We start from the raw sequence: 24,610 nt of genomic DNA, 5'->3' as shown, positions 1-24,610 counted from the left end.
TAACCATCAGCCCATGCCGCCCCGACCATCCCAACCGCCCCGCTCGTCTTTGATACGGGCGCGCCGCCAGCATGGGCAAGCGCTGGTTGAGTCAATTCTGGCCTGCAGTATATTCATGGTGCTCATTTTTGCCTTGATGTGGGTATGGCGTTTTGGCGAACTAAAACAATTGAATACAGAAGCCACCCGCTTCGCGATCTGGGAGCGTACGGCGTACAAGAGCAACGGCGATGCCGACCCGGCCTCGTTATATAGCGGCGATGCGGATCTGGCACCCAAAGTCTTTCGTAACGTTTATCTGACACCACGCGGTGCCCGCCTTTCACAGGCAGACGGCGGTGGCGATTTGTTACACGACCATCCGGACTGGATGAACACCGCAGCGCGCTTCTTTTCGAACAACTTTGAGACAGCGACCTTTGGGGCTGTGACCAATAGCGCATTGACCGTCACCACCAACGCCAACAAAGTCCCGGGCGGACCGATGGGATTCGATCCTACGCACAACACCCTGACCAAACTCAAACTGGATGACCAACCGTATGAGCAAGTTCAAGTTTCGGGATCGATTGGGCTGAGCGATTTCATCACTGCATTCATGCAACAACGATTTGGAGTAACCCCTCCCGCGGGTTCGCCCAGTACCGGAACCACGACGCCTACGCGTCTGGGCAGCTTGACGATGGTGACCAATTCCTGGGCCGCCCCCCCGGCGGTGGCTAGTCAACGCATGTTTGACGAACTCAATCCGTTGGGACCAAACAACTACGTCGGCATGGTGCTTAACAACGGGAAATACGCCAACTTGTCGCAACTGATCGGCGGCGCATCCGGATTTGGCGCAAATTATCGCGTTGATAAGGTCGGGATTAATCCCGCGCAAATCTCCTCCCTGGTCTCGCAAGGGATGAGTTTTAATTACGATGGCCTAAAAAATCCAGCAGATCTTTTCAAAATCTTCAAAGCGACTGATGACTACAAAGAAACCTTCGAATTTAAGGGCGGCCCCCCATTTGAAGGCGATTACGTCGGTGTTGCCTGTACTCCCAACGTCCCGCGCTCGATCCGCCTAAATCAGTATACGCAGGATGAACTCTGCCCTGCGGGAATATTGCGCGCTCGCACGATTTCCATGTTCGACAACCCGGCACTACGTTTTGTCTCACCATAGTTCATAAACATTAGGATCTGGCCGCATGCAAATATTAAAATATTTTACAGCCACGATAAATATCATCAAGAGGACGTACGCCGATTGAAGAATCTGATCGTCACGTGCTTTTGGCTGTGCGCTCTGGCATTTACCAGCGCCCATGCATTTGACAGATGGAAAGGCGGCGAACAGCTACTTCTTGAGGGAATTCCCAACAATTGGGGTATGACCCGGATGGCCGATGAAATCGAGGTGAACGGCCTACCGATGCTCATATTTCAGGTCGAGGGTCCGCAAAATCTACGTGAGGGATCTGTGCTAATCGCAGCAGCATGGGCCAAAGAGAACTGGAAAGTAACCACCAAAGCTGCTGGTCACGAAGTACAAATCATCGGCATTCGAGACGGTTGGATAAAGCAAGCCAATCTCAGCAGTAGCAGTAGCAAGACGACGGAAGGCTATCTCAGTTTGTCAGACCTTCCGAACCGAATGAAAGCCGATATCGACTCGAAGGCACCGGTGCTGGCGAAACATTTGCGCAAACCTTCCGGCACAGTCGTTTTGAACGAAGTGCGGACTGTGGATAAGGCGGGTGAATCGATTATGACAACGATGACGAACAATTTTGACCTTGAACAGAACATCGCTTTCTACGAGGAAGATCGCGCTGCGGAGGCCTGGAAAGTCGCGTACAGAAGGGTTGCGGAGGATAACAAGGGAACGGTCATCAAGTTCGTCTCGGGCCAAAATCACGAAGCAACCTATACCTTCACCCGCAAGGCCGGACAGACTTTTATTGTTGTGAACTGGATTACCCGATGAGCCGAAGTTTAGGCCCGACCGGGCTGCATCAGCCGCCAGGCGAGCATTTTCTGCGAGGAGGATTTTGATGAATAAGACCAGTTTCCACCGGACCGAGCGAGGCCAAATTGCGGTCGAATATTCCATATTGCTGGTGTTCGTGGCCTTGGTTCTATTTGTTTCCGTGGACGGTGTCTCGGTTTTAAGCGTGCTGTTAGACGCCATTCGGCATTTGAATTTTAGTTATATCCAGGGACTTGGTGTTGTTTCCACGCCTATTTAATCAACATCCTGAAATCTTCAAAGACTAGCGCCCATGCTGAGAAAAAATAGACGTAAGTCCAAACTACACCGAGGTGCCAGCCTCGTAGAATTCGTCATCGCGATTCCTGTCGTGCTGATTTTCGCCCTGCTTTGCCTTCAACTGATGCTCATGTATCGGGCCAAACTAGCCCATAATTTTGCGGTTCAGGAAGCTGCCCGCATAGGGGCTATGAGCAACGGCAGAGTTGTCCCACGCTTTGTTACCGATCCTCTCACCGCCCAGCTTGGCAACCTCGGCTATGCAGCAGTAGGAAAAATTGTCCATAGCACCGACGCTTCCGGCCGTGATGTTATCTCCACGGTGACAACACCCGGTAGTGAACTGGCAGGGGCCAGTCAGGCCGGTGGTGTGATGGACGGCCCCGCTGCCGACAGTGACGTCGGTGCCTCGGGCGGTGACGGCAGCGAGGCAGCAAACAAACCGGGCGGCGTTTCGTCCTTTCTGGGAACGGCAAAAACCAAAGTCACTCCTGCAGTCTGGGCGTTCATCCAAGGCCTCATGCGCTACGGCGACAGCTCGGTATTGCAGGGTTTCATTAACGGCATTACCCCAATGTACATGGGAAGCGGTACCGGGAAACTGGCCGTGGTCGAAGCGCAGGTAGCCGCCTATAAAGACGCCATGTTCAACTCCTGCATTCTGTATCACAACCCAACCCAGGCAGCTTTTCTAGAGTCCGGCGCCATCGAGTTGCAAGGACTGGATTACGGCATTCTTAAATTACCTTCCGATTACATGCGATTTCGGACGCCACTTGGCGTTACCGCTGCCACTGGAGGCGACGACCTTAGCAACGACGTTCTCAAGGGAGGCCTAACCAATAAAACCATTCAGGACAACACGATTCTGTCGATTGAAATCTTATGGAGTTATCCTCTCAAAGTCCCGATTGCGAACAGCATTATCATCGGCATCACCGAGATGATGGGCGCGCTCAACCCGGACTCAAACCTCACTGCGGCATTTCAGGCCAAGGCGCTATCTCGCGGCCGCTATCCGTTTTCATCCTCCGCCAGTTACCGCGCACAAAATGCGCTGGCATGGCATCCATTTTATCCACTGGGGAGTATGGCTCCGCCGCCCGGCGGCAGCGGCGGCTACCAGGCCTTCGACGTGATCGTTTTGCTTTGGAACAGCATCGTTAGCAGAATGGAAGGGAAATTTGATCCGGCAGAGCCACAGATCGGATTCTGCCTCGGCGCAATGGACATGGGCGCCTGGGCGTCGGGTGAACCTAATGACGTTAGTACACATTGGTGGGGTGAGAGCTACGATCGCTCACATAAAGATTAAGGACTCGGACATTAAGGACATGCAGGCATCACACACGTTCGGACCAACGCACACCACATTTTATTTGCTGTCCATGGTGTTTTTTTAAAGCAGACACGACTTGTTCAGACGTAATAAAACCACTCTTTCGGACCATCACTATGAATATAAAACGTTACATCAACCCCGACAAGATTAAGAAAGCGCTTCCGTTGATCGCGATTCTGTTGATTGCAGCGCTAGCGGTCTTTCTGGCTAATAGTTATCTAAAAAGCCGTTCCAGCGAAATAGAGAAAAGCCTCAGCGATGAGGCCAGCAAGGTTCGCACGACAGTCACGGTGCCGCGTATGGATTTAAGTCCCGGAGATATTCTGACCATGGACCAACTGGCCTCGCGCACAGTTCCCAAAGAATATATGAACTTCGACGCGATTACCCCGGACCAGATCGACGCTTATATAGGTAAGAAAATTATACGACCGGTACGCAAGGGAACCCCACTGCTAGAGTCCTATTTTCTCTTGTACGAGTCGGTCCCTTTTTCCAAGTCGATCGATGCGGGTGATCGGGCCATCACAATTCCGGTTGATGAAATTAATTCCTTTTCCGGTCTGCTGCGGGCGGGCGATCACATTGACTTGTTTTACATGATGAAGCGGCCACCCGAAGGTCCACAAATGCCGACACCGGGTCCAGCGCAAGAAGACACTATGCTCGCGCCACTGCTGGAAAATGTCGAGATTCGCGCCACCGGTCAAACCACCGAACGGGAAGTGCTGGCTGCGGATCGCGCAAAAGAGAGCGGCTTTAGCGACCGTCAAGGCCAGCCGGGGCGCATGACCTACAGCACGGTGACTATCTCCGTTCCAGCTGCAGATGCCCAGAAAGTTATTTTGATACAGACCGGCGCTCGCATCGTTGCAGTGCTGCGTCGCCCAGACGACCAGGACGGCGTACAAAAGAAACTATTTTTGTCTGACGTGATTGATCCGGGCGCTAAAGAGCGCTTCAAGATGCCGCAAGGCCCACAGGTCGACTACATCATTGGCGGTCGCTTCAAGACCGGCGAATACATCGATGGTGGCGACGACCAGGCGAAAAAAATCGAAGCACTTAAGCGCTTTCTCGGCACCGTAGGGACTCCATAATGATTACGATAAAAAAACCGCGCTACGACATGATCAATAAATATATCAATAAACGCCCCAATAAATTTACCAATAAATTCACCAATAAATTCACCAATAACCGCATCGCCAAACTACTTCTGCTGTTATCAGCCTTGATTCTCAACCCAGCCTTTGCCGCGCCCGCGGCGCAAGATTCTGGCTGGAAAACGGTATCTAGCCAGAAAGTCGCTTCCAAGGATGGTGCCGACGTCGAATATGTAGACGGGAAAACGCTTGACCCCAATGGCAGCGTCATCGTAAACGGTCAGGAAAATCAGGATGGGCAAACCGCGCAAGCCGAAGGCGATTCGGGTAAAGCAAAATCAGCCACGGCAAAAATTAGCGCCGCTGCTAAAGTATTGAAAGGCCCCGCCAGGCCCCTGCCCCCGCCTGATGACGAAATCCTCATGTACGCGGGCGAAGCCAGGGTCCTGGAAGTTGGTCCCGTCAATCGCATCGCCGTCGGTAACGGAAAGATCGCCTCGACCGCGGTGATCGAAAAAACCAAGCTCCTGATCATTGCGCAAGAGGTCGGCCTGACCAATATCCTGCTGTGGAAAAAACCTAATTTAACCCGCGAAGTTCGCCTGCGGGTCACCGCACTTAATGTGCTCAAACAGCAACGTGACATTAAGGCCGCGCTCGCCGATCTACCAAACGTAAATGTGGTGCGGCGAGGAGAACGGTTGTATGTTGAAGGAAATATTTCAACGCGCGAAGATCTCGCAAAAATTACGGCGCTAACAGGACAATATGCCAACCTCATCAATTCCACGACACTGGATATTGATACTGTGCCGGCATACAAGCAAGAATCGCAGATGCTGGTGTTTGACTTGTATTTTGTCGAATTCAAAAAAGGCTATCTGGAAAATCTTGGGGTTAACTGGGCCAAGAGCTTTAACGGCTTCAATATCGGCATATTTGGCGAAGCAACGCGTGGCAGCACCAATTTGCGACCACTGCCGCAAAGTACCGACAGCACCGGTGCCAGCTTCACTGTGCCGGATCAGAAGCAGCGCGGGGTGAGTGCCGCCGTGAATGCATCGATTGCGATCCCGTCCATCATTCAGTTGGCAGTCGATAGCGGCAATGCATTCGTATTAGCGTCACCCAGCATCGCGACTCGTAACGGCGGTCAGGCCAAGTTCGTGGCAGGCGGTGAAGTGCCGATTCCTACGGTTAGTCAAAATGGTACCAACGTTACTTTTAAGCCCTACGGCATCTTGATCGAAATCGCACCGAAGCTCGATCCATTTGGCAACGTGACCGGACTGCTTAAGGCCGAGGTCAGCAAGATTGACCCAAGCGTTAGTGTGGGTGGCATTCCAGGCTTTACCACGCGCCGCACCGAAACTGATTTTTCTGTCAAAACCGGTGATGCGATTATCTTGTCCGGCCTCTATAGCCAGGACGGTAGTACCGACGTGCAGAAGGTGCCGGGATTGGGCGATGTGCCGGTACTGGGAAATCTATTTAAATCAACCGGTACCACGCGCAATCAGACCGAGGTATTTCTGGTCGCCATTCCACACATTCACGAAGGTGAACAAGCGGAGACCTCGAATGCCCTGCGCAACCTGAACAATCGTATCAATGCGGCGCGTAAGGCAACCGGTATGCCGCAAGAGCGCGATTTGCCGACGATGCGCAGTTTGATGAACCCACCGATGGAAGAGCCAGGTCCGATGCCAGCTGTCCCTGTCCCCGGCCCGGTCCCAGGCGCGGTGAACTATTCTGAGGATCGCACGCATTGAGCCGCTGAAGCATGCGTGAAACGACATCGCTATTTTATGAAGAAGGTAGTCCATGGCAGAAAATTCTGGAAGTTTTTTATTGACGGTGGTTTCAGACGGCTATGACTTGCTTGATGAAGTCGCCATCGATAAGGACAAATTTATCGTCGGTAAGGCCGAAGGGTCTGATCTGCGCCTCAAGGGTTGGAGTGTCAGTAAATTACACGCGACGTTTCTGATCAACGAGGGCAGTATCTTTCTTGAAGATAGCGGCAGCATTTTCGGCACCTGGATTGATGGTGAGCGGATTAATCGGCTGGGGCCGCTCAACACCGGCACGGAGATTCGCATCGGCAGCTATACGCTGACCTTGCACTTCAACCGACCGCCAGGTGAAGGCGCAGTCGCACGACGCGAGCTCGACGCCTCAAACGAAGCAGGCAATGCAAATACGCGCCGTGCTGCCTCAATCGACCTTGGCAACAAGGCGCCGATTCATGCGATTAGCCCGCACGCGACTGTCGACGAAATCAGCTTCGACGACGACATTCTATTAGCCGAAGAGTTGCGGAATGTTTCAGTTGAACCGACAAAACCTGTTCCGGCATTGCGGAGTGCCGCCAAAAAGCAACCAGCGACTTCGTTCTCCCCCCCTCCGCCAACGAGACGAGAAGCGCCTCAAGCAGCCGGTTCAACAGGCCCATTAGCCTCCCCGCGGCCTGCGGCTCAGCCTGGTCCTGCCGAACGTCCGGCCCATCCACCATCGCCGCGTCCCACCGGTGCCGGAACGCAGGCGGCGGCTGTCCAGGCGCGCGTGATCGACCATGAATTTTCACGCTGGCGTAAGACGCTGCACGAAGCTGTTCTGTATGAGATTGATCTGCGTCGGATCGACGCCAACAAGATGTCGGAAGAGGATCTCAAAGCCAACGTCAAAACGTTGATCAAAGAACTTTTGGGTTCCACCTTCAGCGTCCCCGATAATATTGATACTGAACAGCTGACGCGAGAGGTGCTTGATGAAGCGGTCGGTCTTGGACCGCTAGAACCGCTGATTGCCGATGAGAGCGTAACCGAAATTATGGTTAATCGGTTCGATGAAATCTGGGTTGAACGTGGTGGCCGACTAGAGCTATCGACCGCCACCTTCACCAGCGATCTGGCGGTAATGGGGGCCATTGAGCGGATCGTCACGCCGCTGGGGCGACGGATTGATGAGAGTTCTCCCATGGTCGATGCCCGCCTGAAAGACGGCTCGCGGGTGAATGCAATCGTGCCGCCGTTATCGCTGCGGGGACCGACCCTGACCATTCGAAAATTTTCGCGTCGTAAAATGATCGCGGAAGACCTGATCAAGTACGGCTCCATGACAGACGAAATGCTACATATTCTGCGCAGTGCGGTCGAACAGCGTCTCAATATTGTGGTGTCTGGTGGTACCGGTTCGGGTAAAACGACGTTTCTTAATATGATGTCGGCTTTCGTACCAAACGACGAAAGAATTGTCACCATCGAAGACGCGGCAGAATTACAGCTATCACAGCCCAATCTGGTGTCGCTTGAAAGCCGCCCACCGAATGTGGAGGGTAAAGGGCATGTTGCGATTCGTGATCTGGTTCGTAACTCGTTGCGAATGCGACCGGACCGCATTATTGTCGGCGAGTGTCGTGGCGGCGAAGCGCTGGATATGTTGCAGGCGATGAATACCGGGCATGATGGGTCAATGACTACTTTGCATGCAAACTCCCCGCGCGATGCGCTGGCACGGATGGAAGTACTGGTGCTGATGGCTGGGATGAACTTGCCGGTGCGGGCTATTCGAGAGCAAATATCGTCAGCGGTGCATCTGATCATTCAGCTCACCCGCTATTCATGCGGCGCCCGCAAAGTGACGGCCATCACCGAGGTGGTAGGCATTGAGTCGGAAACCGTACAACTTCAGGATGTCTTCAAATTCCATCGTGAAGGTCTCGACAAGAATGGTAAAACCTGCGGAGAATTCCGTTATTCAGGAATGATGCCAGCATTCATCGAAAGGATGAACAATGAATAGTTGGATCTTCATGTTTTCCATGATCGTGTTTGTTTTAGTGGTGTTTATCGCGTGGTCGTTACTAAACTCTAAGAGCTACTTCCTTAAAGTGCTGTTCGACATGCATCTGCGCTACCTGGAGCGCATCAAGGAATGGACCGGGCTAAATGATGGCCGCGTCTATCTGGTGCTATTTGCACAGATCGCCGCAGCGATTCTACTGACGGTGGTGATCTATTTTGTCGTGCGCAATATTCTATTGATCCTGCTGATCGGTTACTTTATCTTCAAAGCACCGTTATGGATCAGCGATCATAAACGTAAGCGGCGTATCAATAGCATCGAGTATGAATTGCCGACGGCTCTCACTGTTATCGCGTCGAGCCTGACTGCTGGCGTGTCGCTGAGCATCGCGCTGCAATCGTACTCCAAGGAAATTAGTTCACCGCTGGCAAACGAATTTGCGCATGTGATTCGGTTACAAAAGGTGGGCGTCGATTTTGAAACTGCCATCGAAGAGGTGGGTAAACGTATTGATCTGGTCGATTTTCAACTGCTGGTGATGACGTTTCGGATTTCCAAATCGGTCGGTGGCAACCTTTCCGAAACACTGATGAGCTTGTCTAATACGATTCAACAAAAGCTCACCATTGAAGGCAAGATCAGATCTTTAACCGCACAGGGGAAAATGCAAGGATGGGTCATGATCTGCCTGCCCGGGCTGGTGGGAGTAGCTTTGTATTTTATTCAACCGGAAGAGATGAGTCAGTTAGTCACTACTTTTTACGGCAAGATCGTTCTGTTCATCTGTTTGACGATGGCCTATATAGGTCACAAGGTCATACAAAAAATTCTAGCCATAGACGTCTGACCGCACAGATATATCACGCGATATCATTTTTTTGAATTCGTTGAATTGGCATGAAACACAAACTCAACACGAACATCACTAAGGGACGAATGGTATGAACAGTTCAATTTATCTATACAGCGCAATCATACTGGCCTTCGGCAGTCTCAGCGTATTTCTGTTTTACATCTTTAAGCTATTAGCGAACGCCAAAGTTAACAAGTTTCGGCCAAACATGGACCCGTTACCACCGCTCCTGAAAAAAGTATGGAACGGCGTCATGTTTTTCGATTTTTATTTTGGCGCTTATTTGTCCGCAGCTACGCTGCTTAAGCGCAAGCAGATGCTCAATGCAGCAGGGCTGGAATATTTCATGACGCCGAATGAGACTTTTGCGGTCCAGTTCTTTTCGCTGGCGGTTGCGCTCTTCTTTGGTGTTTTCGTCAGCTTGGGGGCTTTCGGGATCGATTACAAAGTTATCTACATAGTTTCAGTACTTGGAGTCGTCGGATGGTTCTATCCGTTAATGTGGATCAAGGACCAAAAAAAGCGCCGCAACCTTGAAATATCTCGCTACTTTCCGTCCTTCGTTGATATCGTCACACTGTGTTGCGAATGTGGTCTGACTTTGAACACCGCCATCATTAATTTTTGTGAACGCGGTCCAGCCTGCATCTTGCGCCAGGAAATAGAACGGGTCGTGCGTGATATGAAGACCGGTGCAGGACGGGCCGAAGCCCTGGAAAAATTCGCCCGCCGCACCGGGAATCTGGATATCAAGCGCTTCGTCGGTATCGTCCTGCAGTGTGACAAGCTGGGTGTTCCGCTCGGGCCGACTTTGCGCAAATTCTCGGAACAGAAGCGTACCGAACGCTTTCAGCGTGCAGAAAAGCTGGCGATGGAAGCACCGATGAAAATGATTGCCCCGCTCATCATGTTCATTTTTCCCATTACCTTCATCATCATTGCGTTCCCGATTGTTCTGACCATCCTGATGAATTTCAGATAAACCCGTCATTCTCGTGATCGCATCCGCCACAAGCTGGCACTTTTTTAGATTCACACTGAACCATTCTCACGCCAACAACTCGAATACAACAAATGAAAAATAAAATAATCATTCCACTCCTGACGCTTTCTCTCCTCTGCTTCAACGCTGCCTGGGCGGCTACAGTCTTGCCCCAGCTGAAGCAGGCCAATACACAAGTTTGCGTTCAGATGGGCGCGAGCGCACAGGGAACTCCTAAGAACAAGACGAAAATTCCCGCGTTCTGCAATTGTGTTTCCGACACCTATTGGAGCAGCGTTCCTCAGGCAGAATACGATACGCTGGTCAAAAGCGGTAAATCGCCGCTACTGGAAGCCAGCATGGAAACACGTCTCAATGTGGCAAAAGCAAGCTGCCTGAAGAAAGTTGAGTAAAACTAGCTCCTTCTGAAAATTCAATGTTGTCGCCGTTTGCTATCGTTAAAAAAGCCTTCTGTTCGTTCCTGATCATCGTTTAAAAATCGCTTTTTAATTGCATTAAAGTCAATAAAATTACGTGCATATTTACTGACAAAAAGTCTGAATTGGACATGTGGGTTAATTTAGGGATAGCGAGCGCGTGTCCGGTGCGTGTAAGTGCCTCATTCAGATTAAGTAGTCATTTCCGAAAAATTCTTTAGGCTCCCACTGACATGATCTGCGAACTCGTTTTATCGAATTCTATCGCTGACAAGGCTAAAAAAATCATCAACACCAGCGCCCCACCAGATAGGCCTGGACTTGGGAGAGAGGAATTCAGGATGATAAAAGTTCCAGCGACGACGCTCACACTTCTGGAAAATATTAAACACGCACTAAGCAAGAATTTATTGCTGACCGATGAATTTTATACCGATGAAAACCTAAAGCGGGTGACAGGAGGTACACAGATAAGTCGCGTCGGTGAAAATAGAGAGAACGTAAAACGGGTTGAAATTACACGCTTTGGCGCGATGGTGAAAACTTCGTGGGATGGCCGACGTGACGAAGCCGGTCTGACTATTCTTTGCCGTAAGGAAGCACAATTCGGTGGCGACGTGGAGGGGCGGATCAACTTGTGGTTGCGCAATGAGGATGAGCGCGTCAGTTATCGTAATATGGAAAAGCTATTCGGACACCAATGGGAGAGGTCGACCGCACGCAATGGTGAAAAATGTTTACCCTCACTTCACGCACACGGGAATGCAGAAATGGAATTTTTCAGCCTGACTAACGGCGTCGAGCAAACGGTGCGATTACTTTTTAGCGCACGGGCCAATCTTGAAATGGCCAGTTTTCTGGAAGTCCGACCATTTGATCTGTAATTGGGTTTCCATTCTTAGAATAGCGCTTCGCCATACCGTCCTGATAAGCTGCGCGCTATCAATCAATATGTCGAGCCGCCTTCGCCTGGCTAGTGATCAGATTCTCTAATACTATGGACAAGCCCTTTCCTGTAATAGCCAACCAAACCATTAAGCTAGCAGACGATTCCATGCAAATTGAGATTCAGGTCGCACATAACTTTTGGCAGCGCGCCGTCGGTTTGCTTGGGAAGTCTGCACTCAGTGATCACCAGGCCTTGTTGATTTCACCATGCAGCAGTATCCACATGTGTTTTATGCAATTTCCGATAGACGCCATATTTCTTGACGGTACCGGAAATATTACGCGGATTGCTGCAAACTTACGACCATGGCAATTTGCTGCCGCAAAGGCCGTATCCTGCCTGGAGCTCAGCGCCGGTAATGCCGAACGGCTCGGCTTGCAAGCAGGCGATTGCCTGTCGGAACTGGGACTGCCAATTTCCAGCAAGGTAATACAGATGGTCTTTCCGTTGCCGCCCTCGTCCCTCGAAGCCTGATTACAATGGACGCAACGGACGCAACAAACACTAGACAGATTAAGGCGCTCACATAACTCAAACGGTCTTCCAATAAAGCCCCCGCTCTATCGAGCTCCTCTCAAGTCGACATCCTCTTGGTCGCAAAGCCATGCCTGGTTCGCGTCCTTTTTTCTGCATTCTCTTCGCATTTTTTTCGACCTTCCAATCAACTCAGAATAATACACAACCTTATTCTGCTAGCCCACCTTTGACCGTCATCAGCCGGTAACAAAACCTGATTATGATCAGGCATCACTTTCCGCGAGTCCTTTCAGTTCAGAATCGTGGCGTCGCTTTTCATCTGCGCTGAACGAATTTCAAATCAAGGTATCGATATGGCGGCCAGCTTCCAGGCCTCGCACATAAAATCGCGCTCTCCTCTTTCACACATTTGCGACTTGTATGTCCAGAATGTCTTAATCAAAGCGCACAAAAATGACTCTCCACCTCGTGCGCGGGCGCCAAAATTTCGCTACCAGCGTGGCGCGGTGCTACCGATTACGATCTTCTTCCTTGCAGTGTTGTGCATAGGATTATTTGCGATCTACAACATGGCGCAAATGACCGCAGAAAAGCGTCGCCTGACCAATGCTGCCGACGCCATTGCGTACAGCTCCGCCAGCGTCGCCGCCGAAGGCCTTAATTACACGGCTTATACCAATCGTGCCATGATCGCCAACTATCAGGCGGTCGGGCAAATGACGGCGATGTGGTCGAACGTCACAATGTCCGATCAGTACTGGCGCAACAACGCTACGGTCCTGAAAGCGACGGCAGCACTCACCAAGTTCATCCCCTATATCGGCACTGGCTTGTCGAGCGTACTTAAGGCGGTGTCAACCTTTAGCGACTATTGGGAAAAAATTGTCAATGGCGTTCGAGTGACTAGTCAGGTACTCGCCAATGCGGGCACCGCCACAACATCGCTGACCAATTACGCTATTTTTGCATCACAACAAGTTCATCTGGCCACCACTGCTTCGGCCATGATCTCGATGCAAAAAGATTTGCTGACAGCGAACGCGCCGCAGGCTGAATATATCCCGCAGACGGTGATGTATCAGATTGGAAAAAGTCTGGTTGACTTTGGCAGCATGATTAAGCTCCATCAGCCGCCGCGCAAGTTTATGGGTAGCACCGAAATGAAAACAAAAGTGCCGGGCGATAAAGGTACCGCTGAATTTAATCTGGTACATCGTTTAATGATGGCCGACATGTTCAAACTCACCAGCGGCATGGGCGGACGGCGCTTGTTCCCTAATGCCGTCGGTTTGTGGGCGGTTGATGGATGTAATCTGAGCGCCGCAAATGGCCTTCTGACGGGTCTTTCGGTCAATGGCCTGGAGCAAATTGTCCCTGCGCTGGCCGGCAATGTTGCTGCGGATGTGATAGGACCGGTCATCGAAGGATTCATGAATACGGTAGGGCTGATCGTGAGTCCGATCATGTGTCTGTATGAGCGCACTGGTGGCACGCGCATGATTCAGATGCAGGACGGTACTTATGCCTGGAGCAACATCGACATCATGGAAATCAATCCGCATCTGTTCAATATTCACATCCCCATGGCGGGGGCAGTAACGATGTCCAAGGTGGGCCGCCAGGGCCTGGATAAGAACCAGACTATTCCCGATGATTTGGCAAAGGTTGTGGACGTGGTGAATGCAACACCAGCCTGGAAGAAAGCTTTTTGGGGCGAAGCAACCGGGGTTGATGACTGCATGTATTTTACGTTACCGACTGGCGAAGTGTATGCGCCCCGTGTCGGCGGTGCTTGCGCATCTTTGGCGGCAGGTGCCGCAAAAAAATATTACGAACGTGGCGTCATGAATATTGCCAGCAGTTCAGCGGATCGTGCAATGAAAGGCCAACCGCAAATTGCCACCGCTACGGAAACCCTCAACAACGCTGCGATGGCCGCCTTGGGCCCGGTATTGGACGCAGCGGGAAGCGGCGTGAATGGCAGCAGTTCCGCTTCGTCAGCAGTCAATTTACCTAACGCCAATGCGGGCAATCTGACCGGTGTCGTGGGCGGAGCGCCTGCCGGGGCACCGGCTTCGGGCGCGGCACTTAACGCGCCCACTCCAGGTAGTGGCGATGCCGACGTTGAGATGGCAACTGCGCTGGCACAGCAAGCAGCAAATTTTCAAAACTTGTCTAATCTGGGTGGCAACGTTGCCAGCTCAATCTCAAATATGCTCGGCAGCGGTTTTACGATGGCGACCACAGTGTTCAACGACCCGGTCGACGCTCCCGACAAGTTCACCCAGTTTATTCTGAAGGCCTTGGGTCTCGGCGATCTGATTGATGTACTCGGCATGCGTACCTCACGAGGGACCGAAACGCTATTTCAAAAACCAGGTCTGGGCGGTGCCGTTGCTGCCGACATGGGACTGCCCGCTGAAAGATTCGGACTGTGGGAAATGCGCGATGCCAACATGGGCAACTATCAGATGGGTGACCGGGCAACCAGCAATATATTTGTCGCCAGCAAGGAAATCCAGGATTCAGCCATGAAAGATCTCGGGCCGACGTTCGTGGTGGCATTGCAAGAAACTGCCGACAAGCTGCCGCTACGCTCGGAAAGCAAATTTAATATGGGTCGCGCGCCATTGCATGACTATGACGCAGAAACCAAACAGAGTTATCTGAAGGCTATCGGCAAAGCGCGCGTCTATTATCGTGCACCGGTTGAGCGCTGGACTACCCGCTCACAAATCGTCTCGCATGCGAATTTGATGCTGCCGTACTGGAATGCGCGGCTGGAAGGTCTGAACTATCCTGAAAAATCTTTGTTCTTCCTGATCGACTGAATTCCATGCTCCCGCAAACCCGCAAGCCATATCGATCTGCAGCCCGTCATGAAGCTGGGCAGGCGTTGTTCGAGTCAGTTGTGGCACTCAGCCTGTTTATGGTCTTTCTGTTTGCGTTGCAGTGGGTCTGGCGCTTTGGGGAACTCGCGCAATTAAATGCTGAAGCCCCACGCTTCGCGATGTGGGAGCGCACTGCGTATAAATCCAATGGTGCTGCTGACGTTCAGTCGCTCTACAGCAGCGATGCTGATCTGGCACCAAAAGTGTTTCGAAACGTCTACCTGACACCGCGCGGGGCACGACAAACGCAAGCCGCCGGAGGCGACGCCATGATGCAAGACCACCCGGACTGGATGACCACCGCCGCCCGATTTTTCACGAGCACGTTTGTGGGTGCTACCTTCGGCGCGGTCGTCAATAGTGCGCTGACGGTCTCGACCAACGCAGATGCGACGCCGGGAGGGCCAATGGGATTCGACCCCACACACAACACGCTGACGAGTCTTAAACTCGATAACAAACCCTATGAACGTGTACAGGTCAACGGTGCCATCGGATTAGGTGATTTCATTAGCGCTTTCATGCAGCAACGATTTGGTATCACGCCACGCGCTGGCTCAGCTGATAACGGCACAACCAGCACGACCGCACTGGGCAGTCTTACCATGGTGACGAATTCCTGGTCGGCCCCGGGGGCGGTGGCAATTAAGCGGATATACGGTGAACTCAATCCGCTCGCGCCTGCTAATCATGTCGGTATGGTGCTCAATAACGGTCAGTACGGAAACTTATCCCAATTGATTGGCGGTGCCTCGGGTTTTGGAGGCAATTATCGGATCGACAAGGTGGGTATTAATCCGGCGCAGGTATCTTCTTTAGTATCGCAAGGCATGGGCTTCGATTACGACAGTCTTAAAAATCCTGCTGATCTCATGAAGCTGCTCAAACCAACCGATGAGTACAAAGAAAACTTCACGTTCAAGGGCGTCGGTCTGGAGCCTGAATTTGTCGGCGTGACGTGCAAGGCGAACGTCCCCAATTCCATTCGTCTGACGCAATACACGCAGGACGAACTGTGCCCGTCCGGTACCATGCGTGCCCGCGTTATCTCTTTGTTCGACAATCCCGCATTACGCTTTGTTGCCCCATAAAAAGATCCTCGCAGATTCAAACATCAGGGCAAAATGAACCGGGTCGGATAGACCGGGATAGTCGGGAGGTATCCCGGGCATCCAAACCCAAGGCCGCAGATGTTTACAGCTTCCGATGTCGAAGGGCGGGCAAATTTTCACGCACTTGCTGCATGAACTGAAGGTCAATTTCGCCATTTATTACCCCCTCACCCTCAGGCAAGATTGCTTTAATTTCGCCCCATGGATCGATCAACATACTATGCCCCCAAGTGCGGCGGCCATTTGGATGCTTGCCGCCTTGCGCCGCGGCCAAAACGTAGCATTGGTTTTCGATAGCGCGGGCACGCAACAATATTTCCCAGTGAGCCTTACCAGTGGTGTAGGTGAAAGCGGCTGGCATCACAATCAAACTGCAATCGCCCATCGCGCGATACAGTTCAGGGAAACGCAAGTCATAGCACACTGAGAGACCCACTTTGCCACACGGCGCGTTGAACGTGGTGACGTCCTTTCCGTAGGAAATGGTGCGCGCTTCATCGTACGATTCTTCACCCTTATTGAAACTAAACAGATGAATTTTGTCGTAATGACTCGCTTGCTCGCCATCGGGACCGTACACCAATGTGGCATTCAGAACTTTGCCTGACTCTTGCGAGATAAGCGGTAAAGTTCCGCCGATTAAATAAATATTGTGCTCTTTTGCCAACTCGGCCATAAAATGCTGAATCGGGCCATCACCCAGCGATTCTGCAATGGTTACTTTGTCGCTATCTTGCCATCCCATGATCGGCCAGTATTCAGGCAGCAAGACTAATTGCGCGCCCTTTTGCACCGCTTCGGCGACTAATCTCCGTGCGATAGCAAAGTTTTCTTCGACCTGCGGCGTCGAAACCATTTGAACGGCGGCAATCTTGAACGGGCTTGAGGCTTGATTTGTCATGTTGTACTCCGACTATCCGGTTAATGTCATTGGCTCGTTATCAGCGCGTGCGCAAAACTGCCCGAGCGACGTCCTGCTTTGCTGGTCATACCAACGCACCGATTGCTATTTAACGATGCGGCTTTATGGTTGCGGAATGAAGGCGCGATCAATGATTTCCGACCACATTTGTCGACAGATTCTTGCCTTCAACCGTATCATCTTTATGACCGATTTTCTTCACTACCGGGTCTTTCCATGAACCAGTAATATCATACTCAAAAGTGAAAGCCCGCATCAGCGGATCGCGCAAAAACAACTGCGCTAAAAAGGTTCCAATGCCCACCACCGGATTGATCGCCAGCACCGCCAGCGAGGCAGCGCCAGCATTGATTTCCGGTAGGACGGCGACATGCAGATTCTGAGTCTCCTGCGCAATGTCAGCGCTGCCACTGAGCAGCACCGTCGCTGCCACACCGCGCATTTTGAAGTTATCTGTAGTGGCCTTACCTTCTGCAATCGCAGCCGTGGCAGTGACACTGTCGAAGGCAAAGCCTTCCGAAAAAACATCGCGGAAGTCGAGCGTTAACCGGCGTGGTAATGACTGTAAACTGAGGACGCCCAGCAATTTGGCAGCGCCAGGATCCACTTTGAGAAATTGCCCGGCTTGCATATCCAGATTAATCTGTCCCGTTAGCGATGGAATATCGATTGAAAAGGGTAGCCCCTTCCAGGTAACATCGCCATCCATGCGCCCTTTCGTGCCCTTCAATACATGCGCGAAACCAAAACGTTCAAGCAATTTTCCAGCATCGTGAACATCCAATGCGTAGGTTAAATTAGTCAAATTATTGTCATCGACGGTGGTCCATTTGCCCGCAGCTTTCAGTTCGGCATCGGGATTATGAATCGACAGGCGCCGTATGCGCCATTCGCTGCCGACATCGGCATGCACGTTATCGGCAACCAGTTCCAGTCGCCCTAATTTCTTCCCCATTAATTGAAAATCTTCAGCAACGATGTCAAGCCCCGGTATCTCGGTTGCAGCATCTTTGCTTTCCAATATTTCTTTAACGTCAGAGGTGGCGTTCTCCGGAATGATCAGCGATGACAGTCGCGCTGTCACTTTGCCAAGTCCGTGACCAGAGGCGATGGTATTCCATGTGACATAACCGGACGCTTGTGTCGAATCGATATTTGCCTGCCATACATTCTTTAAATGCGAAGCACCAACCACCACATTGTTCAGCTTTTTTCCCATGAGTATCAGCTCACTTGCCCGTACCGCCACCACCTCAGGACTCACATATTGGGTAATACCGGCGAATTGCCGGGAATCGTCGATGGCTTTATTCACGTTCGAGGAATCGTTGGCAACAGTCGCCAGACTACTCCACTGATCAAGGTTGAGCGATTTCGCGCTCAAATTGATGACCAGTCCGCTATCGGGTTCCGGCACTGGCGTATCGACGCCGATACCGCCTCGCAGAACTTTCCATTCCGCGTCCTTGTCGACCGATTTCTGGCGTTGATAGCGCGCCGCGATCGCCGTCCCCAGGGAGGCACGGATCTCATCGCGGAGAAACAACGGATCATTGGACGGGACCCCTACCCATTCAAATTTGAGCGGCAGATTTTCATTCGCTGACTTGCGCAATGGTGCGGGGAAATTCAAGGCGATTCCTTGCAGGCTGGAATCGACCAGCAATTCTGTGTGATGTTCATGAATCGCCACGGTTGCGCTATACCGACTAGCGCCGCTAGCATGGCTTAAGACACTTTGCGCATTGGTACCGGGATAGACTGCTCTTAGCCCTTCCAAGGAGGCAGTACCGTCAATTTTTATCTTGCTCTGGCCATCTGGCTGGGTGCCGCCGCTGGCCTGGACCGGGCCACCAAGAAAAGTCCCCTTCAGTCCGTTCAGATTAAAGCCTTTTTGATTGAATTCAAGTTTTCCGTTGACGCTCTGTAGCGGAGGAATAATCTTTTGTAATACCACGTCATTGTTCAAAAACTGGACTGTGCCATTCACCTTTGAATCAAAGGCGTGTGCCATAGGAATGTGAAGATCAAGCTGTAGCTGGGCATTGCCCTTGCCCTCTGAATCTTTGGTAAAGCTGCCGATCCAATGCTCAACCGGACTATTGTTGACGAAGGTCAGAAAATCGCCAAACGCACCGGCCCCGCTCCCACTAATATTCAACATAGCGTCATGCGATAATAAATCGGGAACCGTCGCAACGACGTTAGTTAAAGCAACGTTAGTGGTCCTGGCGCTATCTGCCTTAATTTGCAAACGCGTCCTGTCGACGGCGATTGTGCCATTAATTTTTTCCAAAATTGGCCACAATGGTTGCTTGCCATCTTGCCCGAAAACGCCTGGATCATATTCCATTTCGCCGTTCTCGATTTTTCCCAACACACTAAACTCACCGCGCGCTTTTGCCGTGGGATCATTGGCTGGTGCATTGAAGGGAAAGTGTGAAAGATCGCCTTTTAATTTAATCGCCACATCGCGTGCTGTTCCGCTTTTTAGCGCACCCACCAGCCAGTGCCTCAAATGCTCTGGCGTATGTTGCGGCAGATAAACGCCGATTTTATCGATTTGAAATTCGCTGATTTTCCCCACCACATCGATGGTGCCAAAGCCAGCGCCGGGTTGCTCCAAAGGAAGCAAGTAGCTACCTGACAGTGAGCCGATTAAACCATCCTGCACAAAATTCAGGCTATCGACCTGTACCATCAGATGCTTGCCATGCTGTAACGGTGACAGTACGGTGTTGTGAACTAACTTTTCTAATATTCCGTCCCGGACTTGCCAATGTACTTTCAGGTCCAGATGCTCTAACGGCATCACCGGTTGCTCAAAATAACCAGGCAATGTCACCGTCATTTTGTCCGAAGCGACAATCAAACTGCCGCCTGACTGATTGACGTCGATACTGCCGTTGGCATTGTCGAGACCGGGAACTGCCGGCACTGCCGTTTGCGCTGGCTGGGAGGCAGTTTTCGGTTGGGCGGCGCGGGCTGGCTGTGCAGTCGTGGTAAATCCTTTGAATTCTCCTTTGAGCCGATACGCGACAATGGACGGATAAGCGCCCTGCCATTGCGCCGAGAAATCCTGCAACTCCCCACGCGGCGCGTAGTCATTCAGCATTTGGACTTGTGGCTTGGTGAGCGGCAAACGTTGGGCGAAATCCGCTAAGGTTTGCAACACAAGCCGGTCGGCGCTTAACGTGTACTTTTCTGGCTGATTCCCTCTCGCGGGCGCATAGGACTCCTTGATGCTGGTGCGCGGAAGAACCAGACCCTCCGTGGTTTCGAACGAAAAATCCGTGAGCGAAATATGATGACCATTGGCACCAAAGGTAGGCGCGCCCTCCACCGACGTTGGGCCGATCACTTCCTGCGCCGAAATGCGACCGTGCACCTGGCGCAAACTCAGAAGTGCCAAATCTTTGCGCAAGCGAGCCGATAAATCGGTTAAGGCGATATCGGCGGCAAAATCTACCACCCTGGCGTGATCGAGATCGAGCCACGCTTTTACCGCTCCCTTGCCCTGATTAAGTTCGATCGGATAATCGACGTATGCCTTCCAGAGTGTAAGATCGGTGTTCTGGACATTGGCGTAAAGCGTTCCCTTCCACCGCGAGACGTCGGCCTTATTGCGGGCAAACGCCGGATGCGTAAATTCCGCGCGCACATCTATCGGCGCAGCAAACGTCGCAGGAGGAGCGGCTTGCAATGACAATCGATGTTGACGCCAGCGGTTGCGTAGCACCAAATTAACGTTTGTCAGCGTCAGTTCCGGAGCGCCACGAAGCTTGTCGTTCCAACTTACGCGGCCTTGACGTATAACGATTTGATTTTGGGACAAAACCCAGTCCGCTCCGCCACCTTTTTGTGACTTGGTGTTAATTGGAATTCCGGCGACAAACAGATTACCTTGAGTATCGCGTTCAATCTGCAGATCAGGACGATCAATTTCGAGCGAGTCCAGGCGCAGAGTGCCTAGCAGTAACGAGCGCCAGGAAAGCGTTGCAGCCACCTGCGGCAAACTTAGCGCCGGTGATTGACGTTGATCGAGAACAACGACGTCGGTTAAAGTCAATTTTGGCTGTAATTCGTCCCAGGATGCTGCAATTGTCCCGATCGAAATGGGTGACCCGAGCGCACCGCTGACAATCTGTTCGACGTTACTTTTGTAGTGACTGATATTTGGAAGAACGACATAGCGTAGGGTAAGGAACAATCCGCAAAATACGAAGTAAGCAACGACCAGAGTCTTGAGTACAAAACCGACCAGATGATGCGTCAGGCGGTTGATACGTTGGTAGGCACTCACCGTCGCACGCCACAATTGCGTGATTCGCGGTACAGGCGCAGGAGAGTTTTGTTGCTTTTTAGACATCAATTAGTACAGCGTTTTGTGATTAATAATCGAAACGGCGAAATAACACCGAACAGCGGGCCACAAATAGCAAAAATGATACAGAAACCACCTGTATAAAGTTGAGGACGTCATCGGACGCAGGTTTCCCTCTATGTTCGCATGGATCCTTGTCGATAAATATCAAAACCCTGAAAACCCGACAAAAGTATTCCAAATTCATCTCATCGGCGTCATGATGAGGCTGGACGCATGCATATTGCTTCTAACGGTCCCAACTTTTCCACCCGCAATCAAATTGTAGCCACTCCTAAATGTCAATCGCCGCGACCCATTCCCTTATCAGCACTTCCGCCGCCTCTCATTTTTACACCCGCTGGATAAATGCTGAGGGCGGCCGCGAAGAACAAGTTTCCGCACTGGCACAATTATCCCTAACCAACACGCCATTTGCGCGGTTGTTACAAAATGAAATAGATTCAGGCATGCCGCTACCGCGTGCGATGCGCCGTTTGCGTAACTTAATTGTCTGCACGCTAATTGCGCGTGATTTAAGCGGCCTTGCCAATCTGGAAGAAGTCGTCAGCACCATGTCCGAGTTTGCCGATTTTGCGGTCAAAACACACCTTACCAGCATCATGGAAGAGATGGTGGCGTTGCATGGCACGCCCATCGGCCAGGAGTCCGGCTTGCCTCAGGAGCTCATCATTCTTGGGATGGGTAAACTGGGGGGCGGCGAACTCAACGTATCGTCGGACATTGATCTTATTTTTGTGTACGCTGAAGACGGTGACACCCTGGCCGACAACGCGGAGCAGAGGTCAATGTCAAATCACGAATTTTTTGTGCGCTTAGGCAAAAAATTGATTAACGCCATTTCAGAGATCACGCAGGACGGTTTTACCTTCCGGGTTGACATGGCGTTGCGACCCAACGGCGCATCCGGCCCTCTCGTCGCCAGTTTGAATATGGTCGAAACCTATCTGGTCACCCAAGGGCGTGAATGGGAACGCTATGCGTGGTGTAAGGCGCGAGCAATGACAGGGCGAGCCGAAGATATTACGGCGCTTGAAAACATTTCACGCCCTTTTGTTTTCCGGCGTTATCTGGATTACGGCACGATTGACGCCATGCGTTTGATGCACCGGCAGATTCGTGCGGAAGTGACGCGTCAGGAAACATTACATCCCGACCGCAATAATAACGTCAAGTTAGGCCGCGGTGGCATCCGCGAGATCGAATTTCTGGCACAAGTGTTTCAGTTGATACGTGGTGGACGCGAGCAGGATCTTCGTGACCGGTCTACCCGCAAAACTCTCCGCACGCTAGTCGAAAAAAATTTGCTTACCGCGGAGGTGGTCGATCAATTGTTGGAAGCCTACGATTTTTTGCGCAATCTGGAACACCGCTTGCAATACCTGGATGATGCGCAAACCCACACCCTGCCCACCAACGATGGGGATCGTTTGATCATTGCGCAAGCAATGGGATTTGTCGACGTGGAGACTTTGCTTGGCGAGCTCGAAAAACGTCGGGTGTTGGTGGCGGCACAATTTGATGCCATTTTTAGCGACAAGCAAGACAAGAACAATAGCCCAGGCGGCGATGTAAAAAGCGAAGATCAATCTGCATTATGCGGATTAAGCGATCGAGATAGTGTTGACGTCATTGAAAGCGTACTGACTTCCCTCGGATTTAGCGACGTGGCCGATAACGCGCGTCGACTTGCTTCGACCTGGCAATCCGGGCGCATACAGAATTTACCAGAGATAAGCCGCAATCGATTCACTGCGTTAATCAACGTTGCGCTTCCGATCATCGGCACACTATCAGAATCCAGGAACAACACCCAATCTGCCACGCAACGGAATACGCTTGCTCGCCTTCTTGATTTTCTGGAAACTATCGCCCGTCGTGCTGCTTATCTGGCCTTGCTCACGGAGTACCCAAGCACTTTGCATCGCGTGATCCGCATGATGGGCGCCAGCGATTGGGCGGCGAAGTTTCTGACAATGCATCCAATCCTGCTCGATGAATTGCTGGATGATCGCAGTCTGAATGCGGATGCCGACTGGCCCCAATTTGCGCAAGATTGCCAGCGTCAGATGGATGAAGTCGCCGGTGACACAGAGCGTCAGCTTGATCTGCTGCGGGAGCTCCATCACGCCCAGTTGTTCCGGCTACTGGCGCAAGATCTGGAAGGCAAGCTCAGCGTCGAAGTTCTATCCGATTACCTCTCCTTACTCGCCGACATTTTAGTGGATACGACGATCCAGTCGGTCTGGAAAACCTTTCCGAATCGTCACCGCGACGTGCCGAAATTTGCAGTCATCGCGTATGGAAAACTAGGCGGTAAAGAACTGAGCTACGCGTCGGATCTGGACGTGGTCTTTCTTTATGAAGATGACGATCAGGAAGCACCTCCCTTATACGCGAAATTGGCCCAACGTTTCATTACGTGGATGACCAGTCACACTTCGGCCGGAATTCTGTTCGATATCGATATCGCTCTGCGTCCCGATGGCGCTAGTGGTTTGTTGGTATCCACCTTCGCCACATTTGAAAAATATCAACGCAACTCAGCCTGGCTGTGGGAGCATCAGGCCTTGACCCGCGCACGCTTTTGCTCTGGCGATAGCGCGATTGGTGAGCGCTTTGAAGCGCTGCGCGTCGATGTTTTACGACAGGTGCGTGATCCGCTTAAGCTGGAGCAAGAGGTCCGCGCCATGCGTCAGAAGATGCGCGATGCTAACCGCAATCGCAGTGATTTATTTGACCTTAAACATGATGAAGGAGGAATGATCGACATCGAGTTCCTGGTGCAGTTTTTGATCCTGCGAAACGCTGCACTTCATCCTGAGCTGACAGCTGATATTGGCAATATTGCGCTGCTTAAATTATGCGGTGAATTAGGTTTGATTGATACCGCGCTGGCGAACGAAGCTGCAAATGCTTATCGGCATTATCGTAAGTTACAACATCAACGCCGCCTTCAGGGCGATGAACGCGCACGCGTATCGCCTGATTGGGTCGCTGCCGAAGTCCCTGCGGTAAAGGAGTTGCTAGCGTCGGTTTTCAGTGATGCTTGACAGAATGCCCTTACGTCAGCTTGTGTAAGCTGACGTTA

17 protein-coding genes are annotated in these 24,610 nt (G+C 51.7%); 15 read left to right on the top strand and 2 right to left on the bottom strand.

Annotation, left to right across the window (positions count from 1 at the left end):
• Positions 1 to 115 precede the first annotated feature (115 nt).
• The 14 genes from JQN73_RS14685 to JQN73_RS14620 all read left to right on the top strand — a co-directional run bounded on the left by JQN73_RS14685 (position 116) and on the right by JQN73_RS14620 (position 16,192).
• A complete protein-coding gene (locus tag JQN73_RS14685) occupies positions 116 to 1,171 on the top strand; it encodes a hypothetical protein (RefSeq protein WP_205319608.1) in 1,056 nt (351 codons plus the stop codon).
• An 84-nt stretch (positions 1,172 to 1,255) separates the two neighbouring features.
• Complete coding sequence (locus JQN73_RS14680; RefSeq protein WP_205319607.1) at positions 1,256 to 1,975, top strand: hypothetical protein; 720 nt, start codon at positions 1,256 to 1,258, stop codon at positions 1,973 to 1,975.
• Positions 1,976 to 2,042: 67 nt separating this feature from the next.
• Positions 2,043 to 2,237 carry a Flp family type IVb pilin gene (locus tag JQN73_RS14675; protein ID WP_205319606.1) on the top strand — a complete coding sequence of 65 codons (195 nt, stop codon included), beginning with the start codon at positions 2,043 to 2,045 and terminating at the stop codon, positions 2,235 to 2,237.
• 33 nt (positions 2,238 to 2,270) lie between these two features.
• Positions 2,271 to 3,572: a TadE/TadG family type IV pilus assembly protein gene (locus JQN73_RS14670; RefSeq protein WP_205319605.1), complete on the top strand. Its 1,302-nt coding sequence runs from the start codon at positions 2,271 to 2,273 to the stop codon at positions 3,570 to 3,572.
• Between the two features lie 140 nt (positions 3,573 to 3,712).
• Positions 3,713 to 4,699 carry a Flp pilus assembly protein CpaB gene (gene cpaB / locus JQN73_RS14665; RefSeq protein ID WP_205319604.1) on the top strand — a complete coding sequence of 329 codons (987 nt, stop codon included), beginning with the start codon at positions 3,713 to 3,715 and terminating at the stop codon, positions 4,697 to 4,699.
• Positions 4,699 to 6,477, top strand: coding sequence for a type II and III secretion system protein family protein (locus JQN73_RS14660; protein WP_205319603.1), 1,779 nt, complete (start codon positions 4,699 to 4,701; stop codon positions 6,475 to 6,477). The genes cpaB and JQN73_RS14660 overlap by 1 nt, the downstream gene beginning before the upstream one ends.
• A 52-nt stretch (positions 6,478 to 6,529) precedes the next feature.
• Positions 6,530 to 8,509, top strand: a complete 1,980-nt coding sequence (locus JQN73_RS14655) for an ATPase, T2SS/T4P/T4SS family (protein WP_205319602.1) — start codon at positions 6,530 to 6,532, stop codon at positions 8,507 to 8,509.
• The gene (locus tag JQN73_RS14650; RefSeq protein WP_205319601.1) at positions 8,502 to 9,359 is read left to right on the top strand and encodes a type II secretion system F family protein; all 858 of its coding nucleotides are present in this window, start codon (positions 8,502 to 8,504) and stop codon (positions 9,357 to 9,359) included. Before JQN73_RS14655 ends, JQN73_RS14650 begins: the two co-directional genes overlap by 8 nt.
• Positions 9,360 to 9,453: 94 nt before the next feature.
• Entirely contained in the window at positions 9,454 to 10,347 is an 894-nt protein-coding gene (locus JQN73_RS14645; RefSeq protein WP_205319600.1) for a type II secretion system F family protein, read from the top strand.
• Positions 10,348 to 10,439: 92 nt separating this feature from the next.
• Complete coding sequence (locus JQN73_RS14640; protein ID WP_205319599.1) at positions 10,440 to 10,760, top strand: hypothetical protein; 321 nt, start codon at positions 10,440 to 10,442, stop codon at positions 10,758 to 10,760.
• A gap of 365 nt (positions 10,761 to 11,125) precedes the next feature.
• Complete coding sequence (locus tag JQN73_RS14635; RefSeq protein ID WP_205319598.1) at positions 11,126 to 11,668, top strand: hypothetical protein; 543 nt, start codon at positions 11,126 to 11,128, stop codon at positions 11,666 to 11,668.
• Between the two features lie 170 nt (positions 11,669 to 11,838).
• Positions 11,839 to 12,207: a DUF192 domain-containing protein gene (locus tag JQN73_RS14630; RefSeq protein WP_205319597.1), complete on the top strand. Its 369-nt coding sequence runs from the start codon at positions 11,839 to 11,841 to the stop codon at positions 12,205 to 12,207.
• Positions 12,208 to 12,563: 356 nt separating this feature from the next.
• Complete coding sequence (locus JQN73_RS14625) at positions 12,564 to 15,041, top strand: pilus assembly protein TadG-related protein (RefSeq protein ID WP_205319596.1); 2,478 nt, start codon at positions 12,564 to 12,566, stop codon at positions 15,039 to 15,041.
• 5 nt (positions 15,042 to 15,046) lie between these two features.
• Entirely contained in the window at positions 15,047 to 16,192 is a 1,146-nt protein-coding gene (locus JQN73_RS14620) for a hypothetical protein (RefSeq protein ID WP_205319595.1), read from the top strand.
• 103 nt (positions 16,193 to 16,295) lie between these two features.
• On the opposite strand, the gene JQN73_RS14615 is transcribed toward JQN73_RS14620, so the two are convergent.
• Complete coding sequence (locus tag JQN73_RS14615; RefSeq protein WP_205319594.1) at positions 16,296 to 17,114, bottom strand: carbon-nitrogen hydrolase family protein; 819 nt, start codon at positions 17,112 to 17,114, stop codon at positions 16,296 to 16,298.
• 148 nt (positions 17,115 to 17,262) lie between these two features.
• Entirely contained in the window at positions 17,263 to 21,504 is a 4,242-nt protein-coding gene (locus JQN73_RS14610; RefSeq protein ID WP_205319593.1) for a YhdP family protein, read from the bottom strand.
• Between the two features lie 293 nt (positions 21,505 to 21,797).
• Between JQN73_RS14610 and glnE the strand changes: the two genes are divergently transcribed.
• Positions 21,798 to 24,572, top strand: a complete 2,775-nt coding sequence (glnE, locus tag JQN73_RS14605) for a bifunctional [glutamate--ammonia ligase]-adenylyl-L-tyrosine phosphorylase/[glutamate--ammonia-ligase] adenylyltransferase (RefSeq protein ID WP_205319592.1) — start codon at positions 21,798 to 21,800, stop codon at positions 24,570 to 24,572.
• Positions 24,573 to 24,610: the final 38 nt, after the last annotated feature.

This window comes from Glaciimonas sp. PAMC28666, from assembly GCF_016917355.1.
Taxonomy (GTDB): domain Bacteria; phylum Pseudomonadota; class Gammaproteobacteria; order Burkholderiales; family Burkholderiaceae_D; genus Glaciimonas.
This window is presented reverse-complemented; position numbering and strand designations above follow the sequence as displayed.

Coding starts and splice junctions, on each gene's coding strand:
- JQN73_RS14685 (WP_205319608.1), top strand. CDS start 116: ATGGTGCTCATTTTTGCCTTGATGTGGGTATGGCGTTTTGGCGAACTA.
- JQN73_RS14675 (WP_205319606.1), top strand. CDS start 2,043: ATGAATAAGACCAGTTTCCACCGGACCGAGCGAGGCCAAATTGCGGTC.
- JQN73_RS14670 (WP_205319605.1), top strand. CDS start 2,271: ATGCTGAGAAAAAATAGACGTAAGTCCAAACTACACCGAGGTGCCAGC.
- cpaB (WP_205319604.1), top strand. CDS start 3,713: ATGAATATAAAACGTTACATCAACCCCGACAAGATTAAGAAAGCGCTT.
- JQN73_RS14660 (WP_205319603.1), top strand. CDS start 4,699: ATGATTACGATAAAAAAACCGCGCTACGACATGATCAATAAATATATC.
- JQN73_RS14655 (WP_205319602.1), top strand. CDS start 6,530: ATGGCAGAAAATTCTGGAAGTTTTTTATTGACGGTGGTTTCAGACGGC.
- JQN73_RS14650 (WP_205319601.1), top strand. CDS start 8,502: ATGAATAGTTGGATCTTCATGTTTTCCATGATCGTGTTTGTTTTAGTG.
- JQN73_RS14645 (WP_205319600.1), top strand. CDS start 9,454: ATGAACAGTTCAATTTATCTATACAGCGCAATCATACTGGCCTTCGGC.
- JQN73_RS14640 (WP_205319599.1), top strand. CDS start 10,440: ATGAAAAATAAAATAATCATTCCACTCCTGACGCTTTCTCTCCTCTGC.
- JQN73_RS14635 (WP_205319598.1), top strand. CDS start 11,126: ATGATAAAAGTTCCAGCGACGACGCTCACACTTCTGGAAAATATTAAA.
- JQN73_RS14630 (WP_205319597.1), top strand. CDS start 11,839: ATGCAAATTGAGATTCAGGTCGCACATAACTTTTGGCAGCGCGCCGTC.
- JQN73_RS14625 (WP_205319596.1), top strand. CDS start 12,564: ATGGCGGCCAGCTTCCAGGCCTCGCACATAAAATCGCGCTCTCCTCTT.
- JQN73_RS14620 (WP_205319595.1), top strand. CDS start 15,047: ATGCTCCCGCAAACCCGCAAGCCATATCGATCTGCAGCCCGTCATGAA.
- JQN73_RS14615 (WP_205319594.1), bottom strand. CDS start 17,114: ATGACAAATCAAGCCTCAAGCCCGTTCAAGATTGCCGCCGTTCAAATG.
- JQN73_RS14610 (WP_205319593.1), bottom strand. CDS start 21,504: ATGTCTAAAAAGCAACAAAACTCTCCTGCGCCTGTACCGCGAATCACG.
- glnE (WP_205319592.1), top strand. CDS start 21,798: ATGTCAATCGCCGCGACCCATTCCCTTATCAGCACTTCCGCCGCCTCT.